Source organism: Azospirillum sp. SYSU D00513 (assembly GCF_017356015.1).
GTDB lineage: Bacteria > Pseudomonadota > Alphaproteobacteria > Azospirillales > Azospirillaceae > Azospirillum.
Window position 1 is genome coordinate 22,972 of record NZ_JAFIQV010000053.1, and the last position, 21,131, is coordinate 44,102.

The window sequence follows — 21,131 nt, forward strand, 5'->3', positions numbered from 1 at the left end:
GCGGCCGGCCGAATGGAGTTGGGGGAACAGGACATGGCGTTGGTCAAGAAGAAGCGGATCTCCACGGCCCTGGCCGCCCAAGGCCAGGACGGGCGGCAGGACGGCACGGACACCGCCGCCGGCACGGCCGCTTCGGGCGGACCGTCGGCCGAGGCCCGCGTGGCGGACGCCGCCGCCGCCACGACCGAGGCGAACCGCCGCCGCGCCCGCGCCAACACGCGCCGCCGCAAGGCCGCCGAGGGCATCGCCGCCGCGACGACCGAGCTGGCCAGCGGCGTGGCGCAGGCCGCGGCCGCCGCCGAGGAGCTGCGCAAGGCGATGGAGCAGATCGCCTCGGGCGCGGAGGAGGCGGTCAGCGCCACCCAGCAGTCCCAGCGCATGGTCTCCCGCGCCGCCGCCCTGATCGCCAAGGCGCGCGGCAACGCCGAGACCTCCATCGCCCGGATCGACTCCCTCCAGGGCACGGTGAAGGACGTCAGCGCCCAGATCCTGGGCTCGGTCGAAAGCATCGTCCGCGCCGCCGAGCGGCAGGAAACCGCCGTGGCGCTGGTCCGCGACCTGGAGCGCCGGGCGTCGGAAATCGGCACAATCGTCGTCGGCGTCGCCAACACCGCCGACCAGACCAACCTTCTGGCGCTGAACGCCGCCATCGAGGCGGCGCGGGCGGGTGACGCGGGCAAGGGCTTCGCCGTCGTCGCGGACGAGGTGCAGGGGCTGGCCGAACGGTCGGAGCGCAGCGCCAACGACATCCAGCAGATGGTGGCGCGCATCCAGGAGGCCGTGGGCATCATCGCCGAGGGCATCGTCACCTCCGCCGCCACCGCCACGACGGAGGTGGAGCGCGGCCGCGCCATCGCCGACCGGCTGGAGAAGATCCGCACGGAGATGGTCGAGATCTCCCGTGGCGCGCAGGAGACCATCCGCGCCGCCATCGAGGCCGACACCGCCGCCGGCGAGGCGCAGAAGGGCGGCGAGACCATCGCGTCCGCCGCCGCCGAGCAGTCGGCGGCCAGCGAGGAGGCGCTCCAGACCGTCGGCCAGCAGGCCGAGGCGCTGGCCCAGAGCGAAGAGGCCGCCGGCCAGCTCGCCGAGATCGCCGAGGAGATGACCGGCACCAGCGACGTCCGCCGCACCGCGGGCGAGCTGGCTTCCACCGCCGAGGAGCTGTCCGCCGCGATCGAGGAGATCAACCGGGCCGCCGCCCAGATCATGATCGCCATCAACCAGATCTCGCGCGGCTCCCAGGCGCAGGGGGCCGCCACCCAGCAGTCGGCCACCGCCATCGCCGAGATCGACGCCGCCGCCCGGCTCAGCGCCGAGCGCGCGGCCTCCGCCCTGGAGGGATGCACGGCCATGGGCGCGCTGCTCGCCGAGACCAAGGACATGGTCGGCGCGCTGGCCGAAGGCGTGATGCAGTCCGTCGAGGCGAGCCGCCGCAGCGTCGAGCAGATCGAGGAGCTGGAGGAGATCGGCGACCGCATCGACAAGGTGGTGGACGCCATCACCACCATCTCCATCCAGACGGGCATGCTCGCGGTGAGCGGCTCGATCGAGGCGGCGCGCGCCGGCGAGTTCGGCCGCGGCTTCACCGTGGTCAGCACCGACATCCGCAACCTCGCCCGCGACAGCTCCGAGAACGCCGAGCGGGTGAAGACCATCGTCAAGGCCATCCAGAAGCAGATCGCCCGCGTCCGCCGCGACATCGACGAGATCATGGCCACCGCGACCCAGGAGACGGCCCGCCACCGCGAGTTCGCCGCCAGCCTCGCCGCCGCCGCCCGCGAGCTTCAGGTCGTGATCCAGGGCAGCCGCGAGATCTCCGAGGCCGCCGGCGAGATGATCGGCGCCGTGCAGGAGACGCAGAAGGGCGTGGAGCAGATCGCCGCCGCCGCCGCCCAGGCCAACATGGCCTCGACCGAGGCGGCCAAGGCCGCCCGCGAGCAGGCCAAGGGCGTCGAGGAGCTGGCCGCCGCCGTCGAGGAAATCGCCGCCATGGCCGACGAGCTGCAGGGCGCGGCCTGAGCCGGCCCCGCAGCGATCAGGAGGACCGGCCATGGCCGCGACGATAACGCAAGAGGACGAGGCCGCCGGCGACGCCGGCGCCGCGGGCCTGCGCCGCTTCATGAGCTTCGGAGTCGGCGGCATGAGCTTCGCCGTGCCGCTGGCCGAGGTGGTGGAGATCATCCGCCGGCCCGAGCTGGTCCGCATCCCGCTCGGCCCCCCGAGCCTGGAGGGGCTGGCGCGCCGCCTGGGCGAGGTGCTGCCGGTCATCAGCCTGCGCCGCGTGTTCGGCCTGCCGGAGGCCGTCTCCGACGCCGCCCGCCTGCTGGTGGTGCGGCACCGCGGCCAGCCGGTCGGTCTGGTGATCGACCGCATGGCCGCCATCCTCGCCGTCCCGGAGGACCGCATCGGCGCGGCGAAGGACGCCGTGCCGGACGGCCTGCCCGGCGAGGCCGCCATCGACGGCGAACTGCTGGCCGGCGTGATCCGCCCGGAGGGCGCATCCCAGGATGGCGAGGGTACGGCCACCGTCATGATCCTGGACGCCGGCCCGGTGATCGAGCGGCAGTTCGGCGATCTGGTCCGCCCGGACGCGCTGCCGGGAACCGGCGGGACCGCGCGGCGCGCCGACGCGGCTGCGGCGGCGCAGGCGCTGGACGAGATCCGGATCGTCGGCTTCGACGTGGCCGGCCAGGATTTCGCCCTGCCCGTCGGGCATGTGCAGGAGATCGTCACCCTTCCCGCCGGGATCACCCGCGTGCCGCGGGCCCGCCCGCACCTGCTGGGGGTCATGACCCTGCGCGACCGGCTTCTGCCGCTGGTGGGCTTGCGCGAACTGTTCGGGCTGACGGATGGCGTGACGAACGATGGCGCACGTCGCCGCGTCGTCGTCGTCCAGGCCGAGGATGGCGAGGAGGGGCTGGTCGGAGTCGTGGTGGACGGGGTGCGCGAGATCCTGCGGGTCGAGCGCGGCCGGGTCGATCCGGTGCCGCCCCTGATGGCGCGAGAGGCCGAGTTCGAGGACGTTGCCGGCATCGCCCGGCTCGACGGCGGCCGGCGGCTGGTCTCCATCCTGTCGGCCGAACGCATGTTCCGGCACAGCGCCGCCCTGCGCGCCACGCTGGGTGCCGCCGGCCTGAGCGGCGGCGATGGGGCCGCGGAAGAGGAAAGCGCGATGGCGGACGGCGGTGTGGGGGGCGGCGTGCGGGAGCGGACGGAGCAGTTCGTGGTCTTCCGGCTGGCCGGCGCCGAATACGGCCTGCCGGTCGCCGACGTGCAGGAGGTGCTGCGCCGCCCCGACGCCCTGACGCCCTTGCCCAACGCGCCCGATTTCGTGGCCGGCATCGCCAACCTGCGCGGCGCCGTCCTGCCGGTGATCGACCAGCGCCGCCTGCTGCGCCTGCCCGAAGGGGCGGCATCGTCCGAGGGCGCGCGCGGGCGCATCGTGGTCATCGGCGCCCGCGACCTGCGGGCGGGGCTGCTGGTGGACGCCCTGTCCGGCATCGTCCGGGTGCCGGAGCGCTGCATCGACCCGGCACCGCTGGTGTCCCGTGCCCAGCAGCGGCTGATCCGGCGCGTCGCCCATCTGGAGGATGGGGCGGGGGACCGGCGCATGATCCTTTTGCTCGATCCCGCCGAATTGCTCGACATGGATCAGCTCGCGACGCTGTTGCCGTCGGACTGACCGCCGTTGCGCCGGTCGGTGTTGGAATGCGCGAGGGTGGACGGGCCTGAATGATCAAAGTGCTGGTGGTCGACGATTCGGCGCTGATGCGCCGGCGGATCGCCGAAATCCTGACCGACGCCGGCTTCAATGTGACGACCGCGCCCAGCGGCGCCGACGCGCTGGAGCGGCTGGCGGCGGTCGACCCCGACGTGGTGACGCTCGACGTCGAGATGCCCGGCATGGACGGGCTGACCTGCCTGCGCCGGATCATGATCGAGCACCCGAAGCCCGTGGTCATGCTCTCCGCCCTCACCGCGGAGGGCGCCGGCGTGACGCTGGAGGCCCTGCGGCTCGGCGCGGTGGAGGCGGTGCAGAAGCCGAACAGCGGCCCGGTCCGCTCGCTGGCCGGCATCGCCGGGGAACTGGTGGACACGGTGCGCGCCGCCGCCTCGTCCCGGCCGCGGCGCACGCTCGGCCTTCGCGAACGGCTGAAGCAGACCCGCGCCCGCATCGCCGGCGAGGATTTCGTGGAGCCCTTCGCGCCGGCGCCGAAGGCGGGCAGCCCCGTCGGGGACCCGGCGGACGGCGACGGGGTGGTGCTGGTCGGCGTGTCCACCGGCGGCCCGCGGACGCTGGAGGACATCCTGCCCGCCCTGCCCGCCGCCTTCCCCTGGCCGGTCGTGGTGGCACAGCACATGCCGCCGGCCTTCACCAACACGCTGGCGAAGCGGCTGGACGAGATCTGCGCGCTCCACGTCACGGAGGTGGCGATGCCCATGCCCCTCCAGCCGGGCACCGTCTACATCGCCCGCGGCGGCGCCGACGTGACCTTGTCCAAGCGGGGATCGCAGCGGCTCGTCATGCCGATGCCGGCGGCCCCCGAGCTGCACTGGCACCCCAGCGTGGACCGGCTGGTCGAAAGCGCGCTGCGCGTCGTGCCGCCGGAGCGGCTGGCCGGGGTGCTGCTGACCGGCATGGGCTCCGACGGGGCGGCGGCCATGGCCGATCTGGCCGCGCGCGGCGGCCGGACCATCGCGGAATCCGAGGAAAGCTGCGTCGTCTTCGGCATGCCGCAGGAGTTGATCCGGCGCGGCGGCGCCACCGTCACACTGCCGTCCGAACGGATCGCCGACCAGCTCGTTCGCTGGATCCCGGTGCCGAGGCGGCGGTGAGGGATATCGACGCGATGACGGGTTTTTTTCCGACCAAGCGACGTTGGGGAGGGTAGCCATGGGTCTGGTCAAGGCAGGGAAGAAGCAGGCTTTGCCGTCCGCGCCGGCCGAGGTGGAGGCCGGCGATCCCCTGGCGATGCTGGGGGATGCCGACCCCGCGCAGCGGCGCCGGGCGGCGCACGCCCTGGCGGGACGGGCCGAGGCGGTCCAGCCGCTCTGCGCGCGGCTGGCGGCGGAGCCCGACCCGGCGGCGCGCGAGGCGATCCTGACCGCGCTGGTGCGCACCGGCACGGCGGAGGCGGTGGCGGGTCTCCTGCCCTTCCTGCACAGCGAGGACGCCAGCCTGCGCAACGGCGCCCTGGAAAGCCTCCAGCAGATGCCGCCAGCGATTGTCGGGCCGGAGGTCGAGCCCCTGCTCGCCGACGAGGATCCCGACGTGCGGATCTTCGCGGCGCAGCTCGCCGGCCGGATCGTCCACCCCATGCGGCTGGCCTGGCTCGCCGAACTGGTGGAACGGGATCCCCACGTCAATGTTTGCCTCACCGCCGTGGACGCGCTGGTGGAGACCGGCGATCCCCAGGCCCTGGACAGCCTGGAGCGGCTGGCCGGGCGCTTCCCCGACGATCCCTTCGTCGCCTTCTCCGTGGAGGCGGCGCGCCGCCGCTTCCATGAGAACTGACAAGGCGAGGAGTGGAGGGGTAAAAACTCAGGAAAATCAATGGTTTGGCGGAAACGAAGCTGTCGCTTCTCCCCCAAAGACTTCCCAAAAAGAGCCCTTAGACTCTCCTAAGATCCTCTCCAAAATCGGGGGGATTACCAGGGCTGAGACGGGTGTGATGATGAGGACGCACGGCTGCCGAAACCCGACTGCGCAATTATGCTGCTCTGTCTGGGGGTCTTGTCCGTGAGAAGGCAATGCGTTAGGGTCCGGACTAGAGGGACACGGATCGTACCCCGTGCCCCTCAGTCCTGACTTACTGCATCAGATCCCGTAGCGCGTGGATCACCTGAAGCAGCAGGATCAGGAGTTTGAGGATTTCGTACATCCTCATTCTCCGCTCTGCGTGTGGTGTGGGCGGTGACGAACTCACCGCCCCGCCATCCACACTTCTAGGTGTATAGCGCACAAGCCCCTCCAGCAACGCCATAAACTAGGGTTTGTTGACGATTCGAGGAAAAAAGGGCTTGCCCGCAGTTATCCACAGGGCGTTGTGCACAGGCTGTTAGAAGTCCTCATATCCCTTAGTTTCGGTAAGTTACCCACAGAGTTATCCCCGAATCGAATCGGAAGATTTTGTGTTTCCCTAGTGTCCGATTAGACAAGCAACGCCCCCAAGATGTTGTGTCTGAGGTCAACTCGAAAATGCCTCAAGCCGTTACAAGCGTCGTCGCAAGCCTATGACTGGCCTACCTTCCGACTCAAAAAGGCACCGCTGCGCGAACGGCAATGCCTTTCGGTTCGGGCGGCAAAGTGGTTTGTGACAGGACGCGGGTGTGTGTCGCCACAATGAAAGAGCGTTCAGCCTCAAAAGCACGTATAGCGCTCCAAAAGCGTTTGATGTTCTGCGGGGCTTTCGTCAGCGTGTAGGCGACACCTACGATGCTTAAGCGTGCGTGCAAGGTGTGCATCACATCGCGTGTACCTACGCACAAATTTTTCGGTCTAAATGGGCATGCCAGTAAAGAAGGATAAAAAATGATTGAACAAGCGAATCCAGTCGACACTGCTGCCCAAATGCCGGCCGTTGATCTCTGGGCAGACGATGTTCTTGATCGCCGCAGTGATGCAGACTTCCTCGAAAGCTTTCTCATTGGTCGTGCGGAAGAGCGTCGTCAACGAGGACTTCCTCGATCCTACGTTCTCAATATCGATGCCGCATGGGGGCATGGAAAATCATTCTTTCTTGAGCGGTTTGCGACTCAGTTAAGAGCGCATGGCCATATAGTTGCAGAAGTTAACGCATGGCGTGACGATCATGCAGATGATCCACTCCTTGCTGTGATGGCAGAAATTGATGATGCTGTTTCGCCGCATTTGGGAGTAAGTGAAGAAGCAAAGGAAAAATGGCGGTCCATTCTTCGCACGAGCACTGCAATAGCGCTCGCGGCAGGAAAAGGCGCCGCAAAATATTGGGTAAAAAAAATCATCGGAGACGGTTTCGAACTGGCTCAAGCGCAAATCGAAAGCACGGAGAAAGAAAGGGAGGATGCTGCCGAAACGAGCGCAGAAGCGATAGACGGTATACTTGATAAAAAGCTTGAAGCGCTGCTGGAGAGCTTCAAAAAGGATAAAGCTACCATTGAGGAGTTCAAAGCAAAGTTAGGAGAATTTCTAGCTATCTCAGAGCAAGGAGAGGCGCAGAAGACTATCTTCGTGTTAGTGGACGAAATAGATCGTTGCCGCCCTTCGTTCGCCATTTCACTTCTAGAGCGTGTGAAGCACCTTTTCGAAATCAATAATGTGATATTTATATTCGCGACCAACACATCACAGCTCCGACATGCTATTTGCGCGGTCTATGGGTCAGGCTTCGACTCCGACAGGTACCTTAATCGCTTCTTTGATAGGTCGTATGTTTTTGAAGAGCCACCTATCAGTCGATTTGTAGAATATCTGTATGCAAAGTTTGAGATCGCTCAGGATTCTCTTAGCTTACCTCCCAATACGGATCTTACGTCCTTCACAGCAGAATGCTTTCGATATTATGGCATTGGTTTGAGAGATGCAGGGCAGTGTATAGACATGCTCAGGAGCTGTATAACCGTTTGGAAATCTAAGGTAAAGTTAGAGGCTGCCGTACTTCTTCCGTTCATTGTTGCATCCCATGCTGAGCGGCTGCGCGTCGATTATACGAATGTTCTTGCCTCTCTAAGAAATATTAGGGAGAGCCATGGATCGCCTGATGTTAAATGGAATGTCGTGTTTCCAGATTATATTGATGGAATGTATAAGGGTGGCAAAAGCGTGCCTGCGGAAAAAGTATTTGAAGACTTAATTGGAGCTATGCTAAAGCCTATATATGATCTTGTATCGAATGAGCGTTCCACCGAGCATGCTCGATGGATAAACTATCGTTTCTCAGAAGAATTAGCTATTCTGCACAATAACTCTTTCCGCCGAGGCCAGCCGCTGTATTCAATTATGCGTGACTACCCCGCACTAGTGCGCAGTGCGGGGCGCCTGACACCGTAAAAACACTCCTGTGCGCTTAGTCCGCCTCTCATTTGGAGAGGCGGACCTATTACTTTTAAATAAAACCACTGCCACGCAAACGGGTTCTCGACCTTATCCGATCCCTCTGGCGCTTCCGGAGGCGCAACTTGGTCCGGCAGGTTTTCATCCGCCTCAAGCACCTTTAAGACGCTGTCCAGCACGGCTCTTAGCGCCTTGGCGTTCTTCAGCCCGACCTTGTCCCTGGTCAGGTCGAGCGAACCGAATACGGATACGCCGGTCGGCGTGGTTCTCGACGCTCATCTCACCAATCGTGATTGAACCGCGCGGGGTTTGCCGGAGGCCGTTTGGGTTGAGGCACGTCGCCCTGGCGACGTCCTCCGCTTGGGCATAGTAGCGCGCCTCGGCGTCAGCGGGAGGAATGTTGCCGATGGGTTCGAGGAGACGCCGGTGGTTGAACCAATCCAACCATTCCAGGGTAGCGAACTCCACGGCTTCCAGGGTGCGCCATGGCCCGCGGCGCCGGATCAGCTCTGTCTTGTAGAGGCCGTTGATCGTCTCGGCCAAGGCGTTGTCGTGTGAATCGCCAGCGCTGTTCACGGAGGGTTCGACGCCGGCCTCGGTAAGACGCTCGGTGTACTTTATAGCGACATACTGCGATCCACGGTCGCTATGGTGAATGAGGCCGCCGCCCTTGGCCGGCCGGCGGTCGTGAAGGGCCTGCTCCAGGGCATCTAGCACGAAGCCGGCGTGGGCTGTGGGAGCCGAACCGGGTTTTTGATGTTGACGTACAGCTTGCCATTCTCGTGTGGTTTCACCTCAGCCGGTAGGGTATCAACAGTGGGCTTCTTTTTCGTCATGGCACGGACTTCCCAAACACCTAGGAAAATCAGAGTGTGCAAGGGATATCAACGGGTTGAGTTGGGGTGTCGTTGGTCCCACGAGAACTGACGGGTTCCATGCCCTCATCCACCGACAAGGACCTGCCCAGCCTTCCAGCCGCCGAATACGCGGCTTTCTGCGACTTCCTGCGGTCGCGCACCGGGCTGTCCTTCACCGAGGCCAAGCGCTACTTCGTGGACCGCCGGCTCGCCGAGCGGATGCGCGCCGTCGGGGCGGAGGAACTGGGCGACTACCTGAATCTGCTCCGTTTCCAGGCCTCGGGCGAGGAGCTGCAGCTTCTCGTCAACCTCATGACGGTGAACGAGACCTATTTCTTCCGCGAGAAGTACCAGTTCGACTGCCTCGTGAACGAGGCCCTGAACGAGGTGGTGGCGAACCGCACGCCCGGCGACCGCGTGCGCATCTGGTCGGCCGGCTGCTCCACGGGCGAGGAGCCCTACTCCATCGCCCTCATGCTGCTGGAGCATTGGAGCCGGGTGGACGATTTCGAGATCGAGCTGTACGCTTCGGACATCGATTCGGCCGTGCTCGCCAAGGCGCGGGCCGGCATCTACGAAGAACGGTCGCTGCAGATGCTGCCCCGCGCGCTGGTCGCCAAATATTTCCGGCAGCTCGGCCCCGGGCGCTGGCAGATCATGGAGGAGCTGCGCGAGTCCGTGGACTTCTCCCGCGTCAACCTGGTCGATCCGCAGGAGGTCGCGCGCTTCCGCTCCATCGACGTGATCTTCTGCCGCAACCTTCTGATCTATTTCGACGAGCTTGGCCGGCGCGAGGCGGCGGCGATGTTCTACGAGGCGCTGTCGCCCTGCGGCTTCGTCTGCCTCGGCCATTCGGAGAGCATGAGCCGCATGTCGTCCCTGTTCGTGCCGCGCCGCTTCCCCGACGCGATCCTGTACCAGAAACCGCGGGCCAGCCTGACGGGAGGGAGCGGGAGATGAGCGAGACGCTGGTGCCCGTCCGCGTCCTGGTGGTGGACGACGCCGTCACGGTGCGCGCCTACACGCGCCAGGTGCTCACCGCCGACGGCTTCGCGGTGGAGGAGGCGGTGAACGGGATCGAGGGGCTGGAACGGGCGCTGGCCCATCCGCCGGACCTGCTGATCGTGGACATCAACATGGTCAAGATGGACGGCTACACCATGCTGCGCGTGCTGCGGCAGGAGCCCAGCTTGCGCAACGTGCCGGCCATGATGATCAGCACGGAGGCCAAGGACAGCGACCGCGAGCAGGCGCTGCTGGCCGGGGCCAACTGGTACTTCGTGAAGCCCGTCCGGCCCGACGCGCTGACCGCCGCCGCCCGGCTGCTGACCGGGCGCCTTCTGGTCGTTCCCGCCTCCGGAGGGGACGCATGAACCCGCTCTTCGAACAATTCATCATCGAATCGCGCGAGCTGCTGGAGGCCGCCGGGAGCGCGCTGCTGCGGCTGGAGCGCGAGCCGGCGGAGCCCGGCGCCGTCAACGACCTGTTCCGCGCCCTGCACACGCTGAAGGGCGCCACCGGCCTGTTCGACATGCCCGCCTTCACCCGGCTGGTCCATGCCGGCGAGGACGCGCTGATGGCCGTGCGCAACGGCCGCCTCGCCCTCACGCCGGATCTCGCCGACGTGCTGTTCCGGCTGCTCGACCAGTGCGCCCATTGGGTGGACCGGCTGGAAGCCGAGGAGGTGATGCCCGAAGGGGCCGACGCCGATTCCCGCCGGCTGGAGGAGGCGTTGCGCACCCATCTGGGCGAGGGCGGCGCCTCGGGCGAGGCGACGGCGCTGGACGAGACCTTCGCCTGGGCAGGCCAGCTCACGGGGGCGGAGCGGCAGGCGCTGGCGGCGGGCCTGCGGCCGGGCGTGGCACTGACCGCCGTGGCCTACGATCCCGCGCCGGACTGCTTCTTCACCGGCGACGACCCGCTGGATTTCTGCCGCCGCATTCCCGACCTGCTGGTGCTGCGGATCGAGCCGGTGGGACCCTGGCCGGACCTGGCCTCCTTCGACCCCTACGCCTGCGCGCTGCGCTTCCGGGCGCTCAGCGCGGCGCCCAAGAGCACGGTGGAGGCGGTGTTCCGCACGGTCCCCGACCAGGTGCGCATCGCCAGCCTGCCGCAGGAGGCCCTGCCCGCCAGCCTCCGCGCGAAGCCCGCCTCCCCTGCCCCGCGGGCGCAGGGGCAGACGATGGCGCCGGCCTCCGCCGACCCGGCCGCTTTGGTGCCGGCCATCCTGCGCGAGCAGGTCCGCATCCTGTCTCTGGGCGGGAGCGCCGACGAGATCGCCACCCGCCGCGCGTCGGTCGCGCGGGTCGCCGGCAACATCCTGGCCGCGCTCGGCCGCGCGGGCGAACACGCGGCGCTGGAGGCGGCCCTGGCGGAGTCGGAAGCCGCGGGAGACTCCGGGCCGCTCGCCCGCCACATCGCCGGGCTGGCCGAGGGGGTCTCCGCCGGAGCCTCCGCCCCCTTGCGCCCGGCTGAGGCCGGGCCGGACGGCGGGGCGGAGGCCGGCACCGGCAGCGAGGGCCGCGCCGGCCGCCGCGCCCTGCGCGTCGATCCGGAACGGATGGACCGCATGATGGCGCTGGTCGGGGAGATGGTCGTCGCCAAGAGCCGCCTGCCCCACCTCGCCCGCCTCGCCGGGGAAACGCGCGGTGACGGGCTGGCCCAGGGCATCCGGGAAGCCTACGCCCGCATCGACGGCATCACCGGCGAGCTTCAGGACGCCGTGCTGCGCCTGCGCATGCTGCCGGTCTCGCGCGTCTTCGACCCCCTGCCCCGCCTCGTCCGCGAACTGTCCCGGCGGCTCGGCAAGCCGGTGGACCTCACTCTCTCCGGCGGGGAGACGGAGGCCGACAAGGACATTCTCGACGTCCTGAACGAGCCACTGCTGCACCTCGTGCGCAACAGCCTGGACCACGGCATCGAGCCGCCGGAGCGCCGTCAAGCCGCCGGCAAGCCGGAGACCGGGACGATCCGGCTGGCCGCCTTCCAGGACCGCGACGGGGTGGTGATCGAGATCGCCGACGACGGCGCCGGCATCGACGCGGACGCCGTGCGCCGCAAGGCCGTGGACCAGCGGCTGATCGAGCCGGACCGTGCGGCGGGCCTCAGCGACGAGCAGGCCCTCCAGTTGATCTTCCTGCCGGGCCTCAGCACCTCGGCCCAGGTGTCGGAGCTGTCGGGGCGCGGCGTCGGTATGGACGCCGTGCGCGCCTCGGTCGAGCAGGCCGGCGGGCGGGTGGAGATCGCGTCCACGCCGGGGCAGGGCACCAGCATCCGGCTGGTCCTGCCGCTGACTATGATGATCACCCGCGTGCTGGTGGTGGAGACGGCGGGCGAGCCCTTCGGCTTCCCGGTGACCCAGGTCCGCGCCATGCGGCGCGTGCCGCTGGAGGAGATCCGCAGCCTGAAGCACGCCGAAAGCTTCGTCCACGAGGACAGCGTCCTGCCGCTCTACCGCCTGCGCCGCCTGCTGAACCTGCCCGGCGACGAGGGCGCCGGCCACCGCGCCGAATCCGTTCTGGTCGCCGAACTGGGCGGCCAGCGCGTCGGGCTGGTGGTGGATGGCTTCCGCGAGCGCACCGACGTGGTGCTGAAGCCCCTGACCGGCGTGCTGAGCCGCCTGCGCGGCTTTGCCGGCACGGCGGTGCTCGGCGACGGCCGCCTGCTGCTGGTCGTCAACCTGCGGGAGCTGCTGTGATGAGAATAACGGCAATGGCAATGGAGGCGGCCTGATGCCGATCCGCTACGAGCAGGGAAGGGCCGTGTTCGACGCCGCCTGCACGGTGGAGGAGGCGGTCCCCCTGACCGAATGGCTGGAAGCCACCCCCGGCTCCGCCGTGGACCTGTCCCGCTGCACCGCCCTGCACACCGCCCTCCTGCAAGCCCTGCTGGCCGCCAATGCCACGCTGGCGGTGGAGCCGGAGGACGCCTTTTTGAGGCGCTGGGTGGCACCGCTGCTGGGTGGGGCGATGGTGGGACGCCAGACCTGAGAAGGATGCGCTTGGATCGCCGAGCAATTGGCGGATTCAAGCGATCGTCGCAACAGCCTGATAAAAAAGGTTGCGATGTAGAAGCGGAGGCGGCGATCGGATCGATCCGGACGGGCTCCTCCACGGTTACCCGGTCAGCCCCCTTGGCACAGCGTGAGGATCGTCAGCGGTTCCGGGCAGCGATTGCGGCGGAACAATCGAGCGAGGATGCGGCATCCCTGGCCGGCGTGTCACCCGCGGTGGGGGAGGTTGGTTCCGAGAGGCATGTGTATGCCACCAGCGAAATCTGCATCCGGCGGTGATGCTCTGGAAGGCTGAAGACGGCGAGTCCCTCCGGCACGGCGCTCTCCAACCAGCAGGCCAACCAGCAGGCGAGCTTGGGCGCAGTGGCCTGATAGGGCCGCGACTGCGGCCCCGCGCCCCGTGGCGCGGAAGTCCTGACCACAGGTCAGGACTTCATGAAAATCGTTTGAGCTCCTCTTCCGCCGGCGGGGTGGAGGCGTTCCAGACCCGGCGGAGGCGGCCGAGGCCGTCCAAAGGATGAGGGGCGTCCGGCTCAGCGGATCGGTGCGTCCTTGATGGGCTTCTGAGCAACCTCAACGTCGTGAGCCAGGCTGGCCTTGGCGGCGACCAGGCGGTCCCCGCTCACCGGGATGACTGCAAGGCGCCGTCCCTCCAGGGAGAGGACAAGCTGAAAGCCTGAGAGCTTGGCGGGATCGGTTTGGCCATCATGGGCCCAAAGCGACACCGGATGACCGGGGCTGCCCGCCTCCGCACGGTCGGCTTTGCCGCCAAGCCAGGACAGGGCGGCATCGTGGCTGAGGCCGATTTCGAGTTGCTCGAACGCCTCATCGGTCTTGGCGCGGATCTCCAGTGTCGACAGGGCTCCCTGCGGTCCACCGTAGGACACCTTGGCCACGATGCCGCGCTCGTGTTCCTCGGGAGCAAGCGTCGTGTCCACGCTCGCCCAGCGCTCGAGAGGGGGCTGGGCGTTCGGGGCTTCGATCCAGGCGGTGGAGCCCATCGTGGCGGGGCCCGTCGAGCGGAATAGGAGGGCCCCCGTTTCCAGGCTGTGGATGTGATGGGTGTCAGGGGCGGCGCAGCAGCCCGGCATGACGACGTCGAAATACCGGTTGTCGATCACCGCGCCCTCATTCCCCGGCGCGGAGAAGGAGGCCAGTCGCCGTGGGGCCGGTCCGGACAGATCGTCAACCGCAACCGAAACCTTGCTGTCAGGGTCCACGCCCTCGGCGTGGGTGCTGGTGTGGACGTCCAGCGACACGGTCGCCAGACGCGGCTTGGGCGTTCCCCGCTCGAACGCGACGTAGGGCAGCAGCCGTACGGTGTGCGTGCGCATGTCGATCCGGTCGCCCTCCACCTCGACCGTGGCAGTCGAAGTCGCGCGCGCCTCATGACGGATGGGTTCGGCGGCCGCAGGCCCGGTTGCGGTCAGGCCGGCAAGGAGGATGGGAAGACAGGCCAGGGCCGGCACGGTGAGCGCCGCGATGCGGGCATGGAGGAAGGAGAGATGGCGCAAGGCGGGCTCCGGAACACGAAACGGGACGGGGCGGACACACCAGCGTCCGCCCCGTCCCGTTTCGTGTCAATGACCTCGATCTTCGACGCGATCGAGCTGATCGCCGCCCACTGCGAAGCGTGCTCCCCTTCGTGCTCGAAGACCATCCGAACAAAACCCGGCGCGGTTCAAAAGTCTCTAGGTCCAAGCGCCAAGCCACCGGTTCGCCGCTGCCCAGCGGACGGGGCAGAGGAGTCACGTGTAGGCGCCATATTCAAGGCGGGTCAGGAAATCCTTGACCATCTCCACACCAGCCGGAGTTGCCAAAAGGTGGAGCGGCCGGTTCTTGTTCAAGCCCATGGCGGGGCGATCCAGCCATTCCTCCGCTTCCTCCTGCGAGCCGAACAGTTCGGTCGCCCTGGCGAGGATCTCCGCAAACTGTCATGCCCGGCCGCGTCATCTGTCGCAAAAAAAACAGCGGACGCGGCCGGTTTCAAACTGGCTTGGTGAATCCAGCTTCCTGCCACTCTGCCCCTTACGTGAACAGCTCCATCGCCTTCGGCACGCTCTTCGGCTTTTCGCCGGCCAGGATGGCCTGCACCGCATGGACGGCGGCGATCAGGCTGGCTTCGGAGAAGGGCTTGGACAGGCAGCCGATCGCGAAATCCAGGCTGGCACGGACCTCTTCGCGGAAGGAGGTCACGAACAGGCAGGGGATGCCCTCCGCGGTCAGGCGGCGGGCGGCGTCGATGCCGCTGGTCTTCTGGGCCAGATGGATGTCCACGAGCGCCAGGTCGGGCCGTTCCGCCAGCCCCATGGCGATGCCCTGGTGCGAGGTCGGGGCGGGGCCGATCACCTCGTGGCCGTCCGATTCCAGGTAGAATCGCTGCTCCATGGCGATCAGGACCTCGTCCTCGATCAGCAGGATTCTCATCACTGCACCTCCGCGCGGCGCGGCAACGCGGAGGGTTCCGGCTGGGCTGGCAGGGGGACGGTGACGCGGAAGGCCGCACCCCGCTCGGTCGGCAGGGGTTCCACCCTGGCCTCGATCTGGCTGGCCAGGCTGGTGATCAGCCGCATGCCCAGGCTCTTGGAGCGGCGGTGGTCGAAATCCGGCGGCAGGCCGGGCCCCTGGTCGGTCACGGTGAGGACCGCCTCGTTCCCGGCGCGCTCCAGATCCACCGTGACGAAGGCCTTGCCCACGCCGCGGTGCTTGATGGCGTTGGTGATCAGCTCGTTGGCGACGAGACCGAGCGGTGCCGCCTGGTCGATGGACAGGTCGACGGCGGCGGCGCGCAGCTCGATGTGGCAGGTCGCCTCGCCGCCCGACGCCCGCTCCAGGTCGTTGCACAGCTCGTCCAGGTAGCTGCCGAACTCGATGCTCTGGAACTGCTCGGTCTGGTAGAGGCGGTTGTGGACGCGGGCGATGGCCTCGATGCGGCTGCGGGCGTCCTGGAAATGCGCCTTCGCCCCCTCGTCCGTCAGCGACATGGTTTGCAGCGTCAGCAGGCTGGAAACGAGCTGGAGGCTGTTCTTGACCCGGTGATTGACCTCGCGCAGCAGGGTGGACTTCTGGCCCACCACCTTGCGCAGGGCGGCCTCCATCGACTTGATCTGGGTCGTGTCGATGTGCATCACCACGGCCCCGCCGAAGGGGCCGGCGGCCATGGGCGCCGCCTGGCAGCGGAACCAGCGCGGCTCGCCGCCCTTTTCCTCCGTCGGCCCCTCATACTCGACCGAGACGGCGCCGCCTCCGTGCAGCAGCCCCTGAAGGCCGCCGATCACGGCATCGGCCTGGTCCAGGTTGAGCGGGTCGGCATCGCCGTCCGCGCCGGCGCAGGCCATCAGGTAATTGTCGCCGACCGCCGACCCGGCGCCGAGAAAGGCGCTGGCCGAGCCGGCCTCGGCCCAGGCGCGGTTGACGGAGACGATGCGCCCCTCGCGGTCCAGCACGGCGATGTAGGCGGGCAGGGCGTCCAGCGTCGCCTGGGTCTGCTCGGCGAGCTGGCGCATGGCGAGCGCGTTGAGCTGCAACTCCTCGCGGCTGCGCCGCCGCTCGGTCACGTCGCGCAGGATGCCGGTGATGAAGCTGCGCCCCTCCGCCCGCCAGCGGGCGAGCGACAGCTCCAGGTCCACGCGCGACCCGTCGCGGCGGCGGCCCGCCAGCTCCACCACGCGCGGACCTCGTTCCGCCTCGCCCTCCTGCTCCGACAGGGCGACCCAGTCGGGCGCGCCCTCGGCCAGCAGCGTGCGCACGCTCTCGCCGATCAGCTCGTCGGCGGCGTAGCCGAACTGGCGCGCGGCGGCCCCGTTGAGCCACTGGATGGCGCCGCGTGTGTCGGTGGTGACCATGGCGTCGGCCGCCGTGTCGACGATGGCCCGGTAGCGGGCGTCGCGCTGTTCGCGCAGGATGCGCTCCCGCTTGACTGAGGCGGTGATGTCGTTCACCTGGATCAGGCAGTGGTATCCCTGGCCCACGGGCAGCGGGCGCAGCACCACATTGTGCAGGAGCCGGCTGCCGTCGTTACCGTGCAGGGGAAACAGGGTGGGGTTCAGAGTGTGGGACAGGACGCTCGGCACCCCGGCGTCCAGCACGTCGCGCACGGCGCTGTGCAGGCGCGTGCCCTTCAGCTCCGGCAGCGCCTCGAACAGGTTTCGGCCGACCATGGTGGGGGAGGGCAGGTCGGACGACCGCTCCATCCAGGCGTTCCAGTCGCGGATGAGGGCCTGCTCGTCGAGCAGGACGATGCCCGCGTCCAGGGCATCGAGGATGCCGCTGATCCCGGCGGGCGGATCATACGGGGTCGAGGCCATGGGAACTCTCTGAAGTGACGTGGTCGACGAATCCATGAATGAGGGCCTGCAGCGCTTCCAGCGAGGAGAGCCCCATCAGCAGCGCGATGTAGCCGCGGATGCTGTGGTTGCGCACCGAGAAATCGATGTAGAGGAACAGCACCAGCTCGCTCGTCGCGGCGTCCTCGTGGAAGATCCGCCGCCCGTTGCCGCGCAGCACGCTGGGCAGCGAGATCGTCAGGTTCTCCTTCAGGGAGTTCGCGATCACCACGAGGCAGCTGTTCAGGATGATGTTGCCGATCTCCGCCAGCGCGTCCTGCTCCAGGTCGACGATCTCCTCCAGGCTGAGTTCGCTGCCCAGCACGGCGCGCGCCAGCTCCAGGCTGTTCGTCTCAGGGAAGATCAGCAGCGCCCGGCCGGAGAAGGAGCTGGAGAAGGCCTGCTGCACCGCGACCAGCCCCGAACTCTCGCGCGCCGACAGGAAGCCCGAGGCCTCCTCCCGGCTGACGATGTCGATGGAGGGCACCGACAGCAGCACCTCGTCCGACACCATCCGGCTGAGATGGGTCGCCGCCCGGCCGACTCCGACATTCACGAGTTCGGTCAGGGCGTCGCGCTCCAGATCGGACAGACTCACCATGCGCGGGCGCTCCAACTGACGTGTCGCGCCTGCGTGGACGCGGTACCCAATGTGCGACAGGACTGGATCAAAAATCTCTCCCGTCAATGACATAGTACGAAACAGCCGACCGGGATAGCCGTTTCGCCGGAAGCCTCGGCTCTTCCGCAGGCCCCGGCAGAAAGGGTGCCATGACCGAAAGGCCGCCCTGGGCGAAAGGTTGCGAGCGAAAGGTTGCACGAGGCCGCGCGGGACGCTACGGAAACCGGCGGATCACCGTCCCATTCCCGCAGGGTGCACGAGATTGTATTCGAAACTGGACGGCGCGCGCATCCGCGCCGTCGCGCTGACGCTCGGCATCGCCGCCGCCGGTGGCGGGCTGTTCGCCCTGGCCGCCCTGCCGGCGGCCTGGCTCGCCGGCGCCATGACCGCCGTGGCCGCCACGGCGGTGGCGACCCGCCTGCCGCTCAGCATTCCGGACCCGATGCGGGCGCTGGCCTTCGTGTTCATCGGGCTGTCGATGGGCGCCGGCGTGACGCCGGACACGCTGCATCTCATGCGGACCTGGCCGCTCAGCCTGCTGCTGCTTTTCCTGTCCATGGCGGCGGTGGTCCGGCTCTGCTCCGTCTACTTGGAGCGGGCGCATGGCTGGGACCGTTCGACCGCGCGCTTCGCCGCCATCCCCGGCGCCCTGTCGGCGGTGCTGGCGATGGCGGCGGAGAGCCGGGCGGAGGTGCCGCGCGTGGCGCTGGCGCAGAGCGTGAGGCTGTTCGTGCTGGTCGCGGCGATGCCCTGGCTGCTGACCCTGCCCAGCGGCGGCGCCGGTCTGGCGACGGCGGCGCGGGAGGCTCCGGATAGTGCCGCCGGCATCCTGCTGCTGCTGGGAGCCTGCGGGGCCGCCGCGTGGCTGTTCCAGAGGCTGCGCGTTCCTGGCGGCATGCTGCTCGGCGCCATGCTGGCGAGTGCCGCGCTGCATGGCGCCGGCCTCGCCTACGGGCTGCTGCCGCCGGCCTTGCTGGCGGCGGGCTTCGTGGTGACGGGTGCCATCATCGGGTCGCGATTCCGCGGCGTGTCGCCGGCGATGCTGCGGGCGGCGCTCGTGCCCTCGCTCGGCTGCGTCGCCATCGGCATGGCGCTGACAGCACTCTTCTCCTGGGTGGGCGCCCTGTGGCTCGGCCTCCCCTTCGGGCAGCTCTGGCTCGCCTATGCGCCGGGCGGGGTCGAGGCGATGACCATCGTCGCCTTCACCATGGGTTTCGACGCCGCCTTCATCGGGGCGCACCATGTGATCCGCTTCGTCGGCATCAGCCTGCTCAGCCCGCTCTGGCACCCGGACCGGAGCCGGGGCGGGAAGAGCGCCTGATCACCGGCCTGATCACCGGCCAGCGTGATCACCAGATCCGTTGCGCGAGGCGCTCGCCGCGCGCGGAAATCTCCTCGAACAGGCCGCGCGCGGCGGCCTCGTCGGTCCAATCCTCCGGACCGAGCACGGCCGCGGCGGCCTCCGGCCCGTCCGGCACGCACGCCCGTTCGCCGTCCCCCGCCTCCAGCCGGTAGACCATCCCGTCGCGCGCCTCGACCACGGCATAGCGCCCGTCCAGCGTGACGAGGCGGAAGCTGCCTTTTTCGGAAATGACGGTGGCGGTGGGCACGGTCCTGTCTCCGTTCTGACGAGCCTGTGGTCCGTCAACGGCCCGGAGCGTGGAAGATCGCGCGCCCTCCTCCATTGGGAAGGCGCGCGATCGTCCTGCCGGCATGTCCTCGACGGGACATCGTCACCGGGGCATCAGCCCTGGGACATTATCCCCGCGACATCGGCGGCTTCGGGGTCTTCGGGGTGCCGAAGACGCGTGGGTCGACCTCGCCCAGCTGGCCGTCGTCGCCCACGGCCTTGGGCACGTCCACATACTGGATCTGGCCCTTGCCGTCGACCGACGGACCCTTGGCCCAGCGGCCCTGGGCGCTTTCCGTGCCTTCCGAGAAGTTCATGAACTGGTAGGAGACCTCGGTCAGTTCCTTCTCCTGCGGGAAGGCCATCGGCACCGGGGTCATGTCCAGCCCGTCCTCCTCCAGCTCCTTGATGGCGGCGAGCCACTGGTTCTGGTGCATCGTGTCGCGGGCCAGCAGGAAGGACAGCATGTCGCGCACGCCGCTGTCGCTGGTCATCTGGAACAGGCGGGCGACCTGGAGGCGGCCCTGGGATTCGGCGGTGACGTTGAAGCGGAAATCGGCCAGCAGGTTGCCGCTGGCGATGGTGTAGGCGGCGTTCCACGGCACGCCGACGCTGTCGGCGGGGCGGGCGCCGAGGCCCGACACGATCATGTGCTGCGGGTTCATGCCGGCGACGATGGCGTCCTCGATGTTGGCGCCGCCCAGCGCCGCGGCGATCACGCTGTCACGCGCGGCACCCTCCTGCACCTCGACCGGAGAGGATTCGAGCAGGCGGGCGATCATGACGGCGAGCATCTCGACATGGCCGATCTCCTCGGTGCCGATGTCCATGATCATGTCCTTGTACTTGCCGGGAGCGCGGCAGTTCCAGCCCTGGAACAGATAGGTCATCATGACGCTGATCTCGCCCCACTGGCCGCCCAGCACCTCCTGGAGCTGCCTGGCGAAGACGGGATCCGGCTTGTCCGGCTTGGCGTGGTACTGGAGCTTGCTCTGGCGAAGGAACATGTCGCTACTCCCGAGGTCGTTTGCGGTTAAGCTTTAGAATGCTTCTACGAGTCATTCTCAGAGGTAACACTCTGCCGCTCACGGGAGTTCCTTGCCGGGGCCACGCTTCCAAAGCGCATAAGCCATGAGAGGCATGCGCCATGGCGCCGGAAACCTTGGACGCTCCGCGGGGTTGCTTTTCAAGGAAGCACCGCAGGAGACGATCATGGCCGAACCCATCGCCGACGAGGACAATGTAGGCCGCCCCGAGCAGCCGACCAGTGTGGCGGACCGGGGCCGCAAAGGAGAGGGCGTCGAGGATCCGGCCCGCACGCCAGGCGACGGCTCCCTGGACGGCGCCGTTCCCGCCGGCCTGTCGTCGGAGGAGCTGCGCAAGCGCGCGGACACCGACGAGTCCAGCGAGCCCGGCACGAGCTGACGCCGCCGGCCGGAACCGGCAAGCGGCCCGAGCTGGTGGAACCAGCCGGCAGAAGCCCGAGCTGGTGGAACCAGCCGGCAGAAGAATGGGCGGCCTCCCCAGGGAGGCCGCCCTTTTTCCATCCTGACGCCGGACGCTTATACGATTTTCATGAAGTCCTGACCTGTGGTCAGGACTTCCGCGCCACGGGGCGCGGGGCCGCAGTCGCGGCCCTATACCGGGTTC

At 67.9% G+C, this 21,131-nt stretch carries 18 protein-coding genes and 1 pseudogene; 11 read left to right on the top strand and 8 right to left on the bottom strand.

The genetic code is table 11. The features are described 5' to 3' along the window. Positions 1-33: 33 nt before the first annotated feature. The 5 genes from JUB11_RS27835 (at position 34) to JUB11_RS27855 (ending at position 8,032) form a co-directional block, all read left to right on the top strand. Complete coding sequence (locus JUB11_RS27835; RefSeq protein WP_207462055.1) at positions 34-2,022, top strand: methyl-accepting chemotaxis protein; 1,989 nt, start codon at positions 34-36, stop codon at positions 2,020-2,022. Positions 2,023-2,053: 31 nt separating this feature from the next. Continuing rightward, entirely contained in the window at positions 2,054-3,685 is a 1,632-nt protein-coding gene (locus JUB11_RS27840) for a chemotaxis protein CheW (RefSeq protein WP_207462056.1), read from the top strand. A gap of 50 nt (positions 3,686-3,735) precedes the next feature. Next, the gene (gene cheB, locus JUB11_RS27845) at positions 3,736-4,839 is read left to right on the top strand and encodes a chemotaxis-specific protein-glutamate methyltransferase CheB (RefSeq protein WP_207462057.1); all 1,104 of its coding nucleotides are present in this window, start codon (positions 3,736-3,738) and stop codon (positions 4,837-4,839) included. A gap of 58 nt (positions 4,840-4,897) precedes the next feature. Further along, entirely contained in the window at positions 4,898-5,518 is a 621-nt protein-coding gene (locus tag JUB11_RS27850; RefSeq protein ID WP_207462058.1) for a HEAT repeat domain-containing protein, read from the top strand. A 1,017-nt stretch (positions 5,519-6,535) separates the two neighbouring features. After that, positions 6,536-8,032, top strand: a complete 1,497-nt coding sequence (locus JUB11_RS27855; protein ID WP_207462059.1) for a P-loop NTPase fold protein — start codon at positions 6,536-6,538, stop codon at positions 8,030-8,032. Between the two features lie 366 nt (positions 8,033-8,398). On the opposite strand, the pseudogene JUB11_RS27860 reads toward JUB11_RS27855, so the two are convergent. Then, a pseudogene (locus JUB11_RS27860) lies at positions 8,399-8,770 on the bottom strand (integrase core domain-containing protein); the annotation flags it as partial. A gap of 200 nt (positions 8,771-8,970) precedes the next feature. Between JUB11_RS27860 and JUB11_RS27865 the strand changes: the two are divergent. The 4 genes from JUB11_RS27865 to JUB11_RS27880 are packed head-to-tail and all read left to right on the top strand — an operon-like array spanning position 8,971 to position 12,881. Next, positions 8,971-9,852, top strand: coding sequence for a protein-glutamate O-methyltransferase CheR (locus JUB11_RS27865; RefSeq protein ID WP_207462060.1), 882 nt, complete (start codon positions 8,971-8,973; stop codon positions 9,850-9,852). After that, complete coding sequence (locus JUB11_RS27870) at positions 9,849-10,265, top strand: response regulator (RefSeq protein ID WP_207462061.1); 417 nt, start codon at positions 9,849-9,851, stop codon at positions 10,263-10,265. Before JUB11_RS27865 ends, JUB11_RS27870 begins: the two co-directional genes overlap by 4 nt. Continuing rightward, the gene (locus JUB11_RS27875; protein ID WP_207462062.1) at positions 10,262-12,589 is read left to right on the top strand and encodes a chemotaxis protein CheA; all 2,328 of its coding nucleotides are present in this window, start codon (positions 10,262-10,264) and stop codon (positions 12,587-12,589) included. Before JUB11_RS27870 ends, JUB11_RS27875 begins: the two co-directional genes overlap by 4 nt. A 34-nt stretch (positions 12,590-12,623) precedes the next feature. Beyond that, positions 12,624-12,881, top strand: a complete 258-nt coding sequence (locus JUB11_RS27880; RefSeq protein ID WP_207462063.1) for a hypothetical protein — start codon at positions 12,624-12,626, stop codon at positions 12,879-12,881. A 556-nt stretch (positions 12,882-13,437) separates the two neighbouring features. Here the strand turns inward: JUB11_RS27880 and JUB11_RS27885 are convergent. The 5 genes from JUB11_RS27885 to JUB11_RS27905 form a co-directional block, all read right to left on the bottom strand. Further along, a complete protein-coding gene (locus tag JUB11_RS27885) occupies positions 13,438-14,418 on the bottom strand; it encodes a hypothetical protein (protein WP_207462064.1) in 981 nt (326 codons plus the stop codon). Between the two features lie 234 nt (positions 14,419-14,652). Next, positions 14,653-14,826 (bottom strand): antitoxin Xre/MbcA/ParS toxin-binding domain-containing protein, encoded by a 174-nt coding sequence (locus JUB11_RS27890; RefSeq protein ID WP_207462074.1) that lies wholly within the window; start codon positions 14,824-14,826, stop codon positions 14,653-14,655. Between the two features lie 106 nt (positions 14,827-14,932). Further along, on the bottom strand, positions 14,933-15,331 hold the full coding sequence (locus JUB11_RS27895) for a response regulator (RefSeq protein WP_207462065.1): 399 nt from the start codon (positions 15,329-15,331) through the stop codon (positions 14,933-14,935). Next, positions 15,331-17,211 (bottom strand): PAS domain S-box protein, encoded by a 1,881-nt coding sequence (locus tag JUB11_RS27900; protein WP_207462066.1) that lies wholly within the window; start codon positions 17,209-17,211, stop codon positions 15,331-15,333. Before JUB11_RS27900 ends, JUB11_RS27895 begins: the two co-directional genes overlap by 1 nt. Then, positions 17,192-17,830: a chemotaxis protein CheX gene (locus JUB11_RS27905; protein ID WP_207462067.1), complete on the bottom strand. Its 639-nt coding sequence runs from the start codon at positions 17,828-17,830 to the stop codon at positions 17,192-17,194. The genes JUB11_RS27900 and JUB11_RS27905 overlap by 20 nt, the downstream gene beginning before the upstream one ends. A gap of 283 nt (positions 17,831-18,113) precedes the next feature. Between JUB11_RS27905 and JUB11_RS27910 the strand changes: the two genes are divergently transcribed. Next, the gene (locus JUB11_RS27910; RefSeq protein ID WP_247887376.1) at positions 18,114-19,172 is read left to right on the top strand and encodes an AbrB family transcriptional regulator; all 1,059 of its coding nucleotides are present in this window, start codon (positions 18,114-18,116) and stop codon (positions 19,170-19,172) included. Between the two features lie 28 nt (positions 19,173-19,200). Here the strand turns inward: JUB11_RS27910 and JUB11_RS27915 are convergent, their stop codons facing one another. Beyond that, positions 19,201-19,461 (bottom strand): hypothetical protein, encoded by a 261-nt coding sequence (locus JUB11_RS27915; RefSeq protein WP_207462068.1) that lies wholly within the window; start codon positions 19,459-19,461, stop codon positions 19,201-19,203. A gap of 148 nt (positions 19,462-19,609) precedes the next feature. Beyond that, positions 19,610-20,488: a manganese catalase family protein gene (locus JUB11_RS27920; RefSeq protein WP_207462069.1), complete on the bottom strand. Its 879-nt coding sequence runs from the start codon at positions 20,486-20,488 to the stop codon at positions 19,610-19,612. A 205-nt stretch (positions 20,489-20,693) separates the two neighbouring features. Here JUB11_RS27920 and JUB11_RS27925 point away from each other — a divergent pair, with 205 nt between their 5' ends. After that, the gene (locus JUB11_RS27925; protein WP_207462070.1) at positions 20,694-20,906 is read left to right on the top strand and encodes a hypothetical protein; all 213 of its coding nucleotides are present in this window, start codon (positions 20,694-20,696) and stop codon (positions 20,904-20,906) included. The last annotated feature ends 225 nt before the right edge of the window (positions 20,907-21,131 follow it).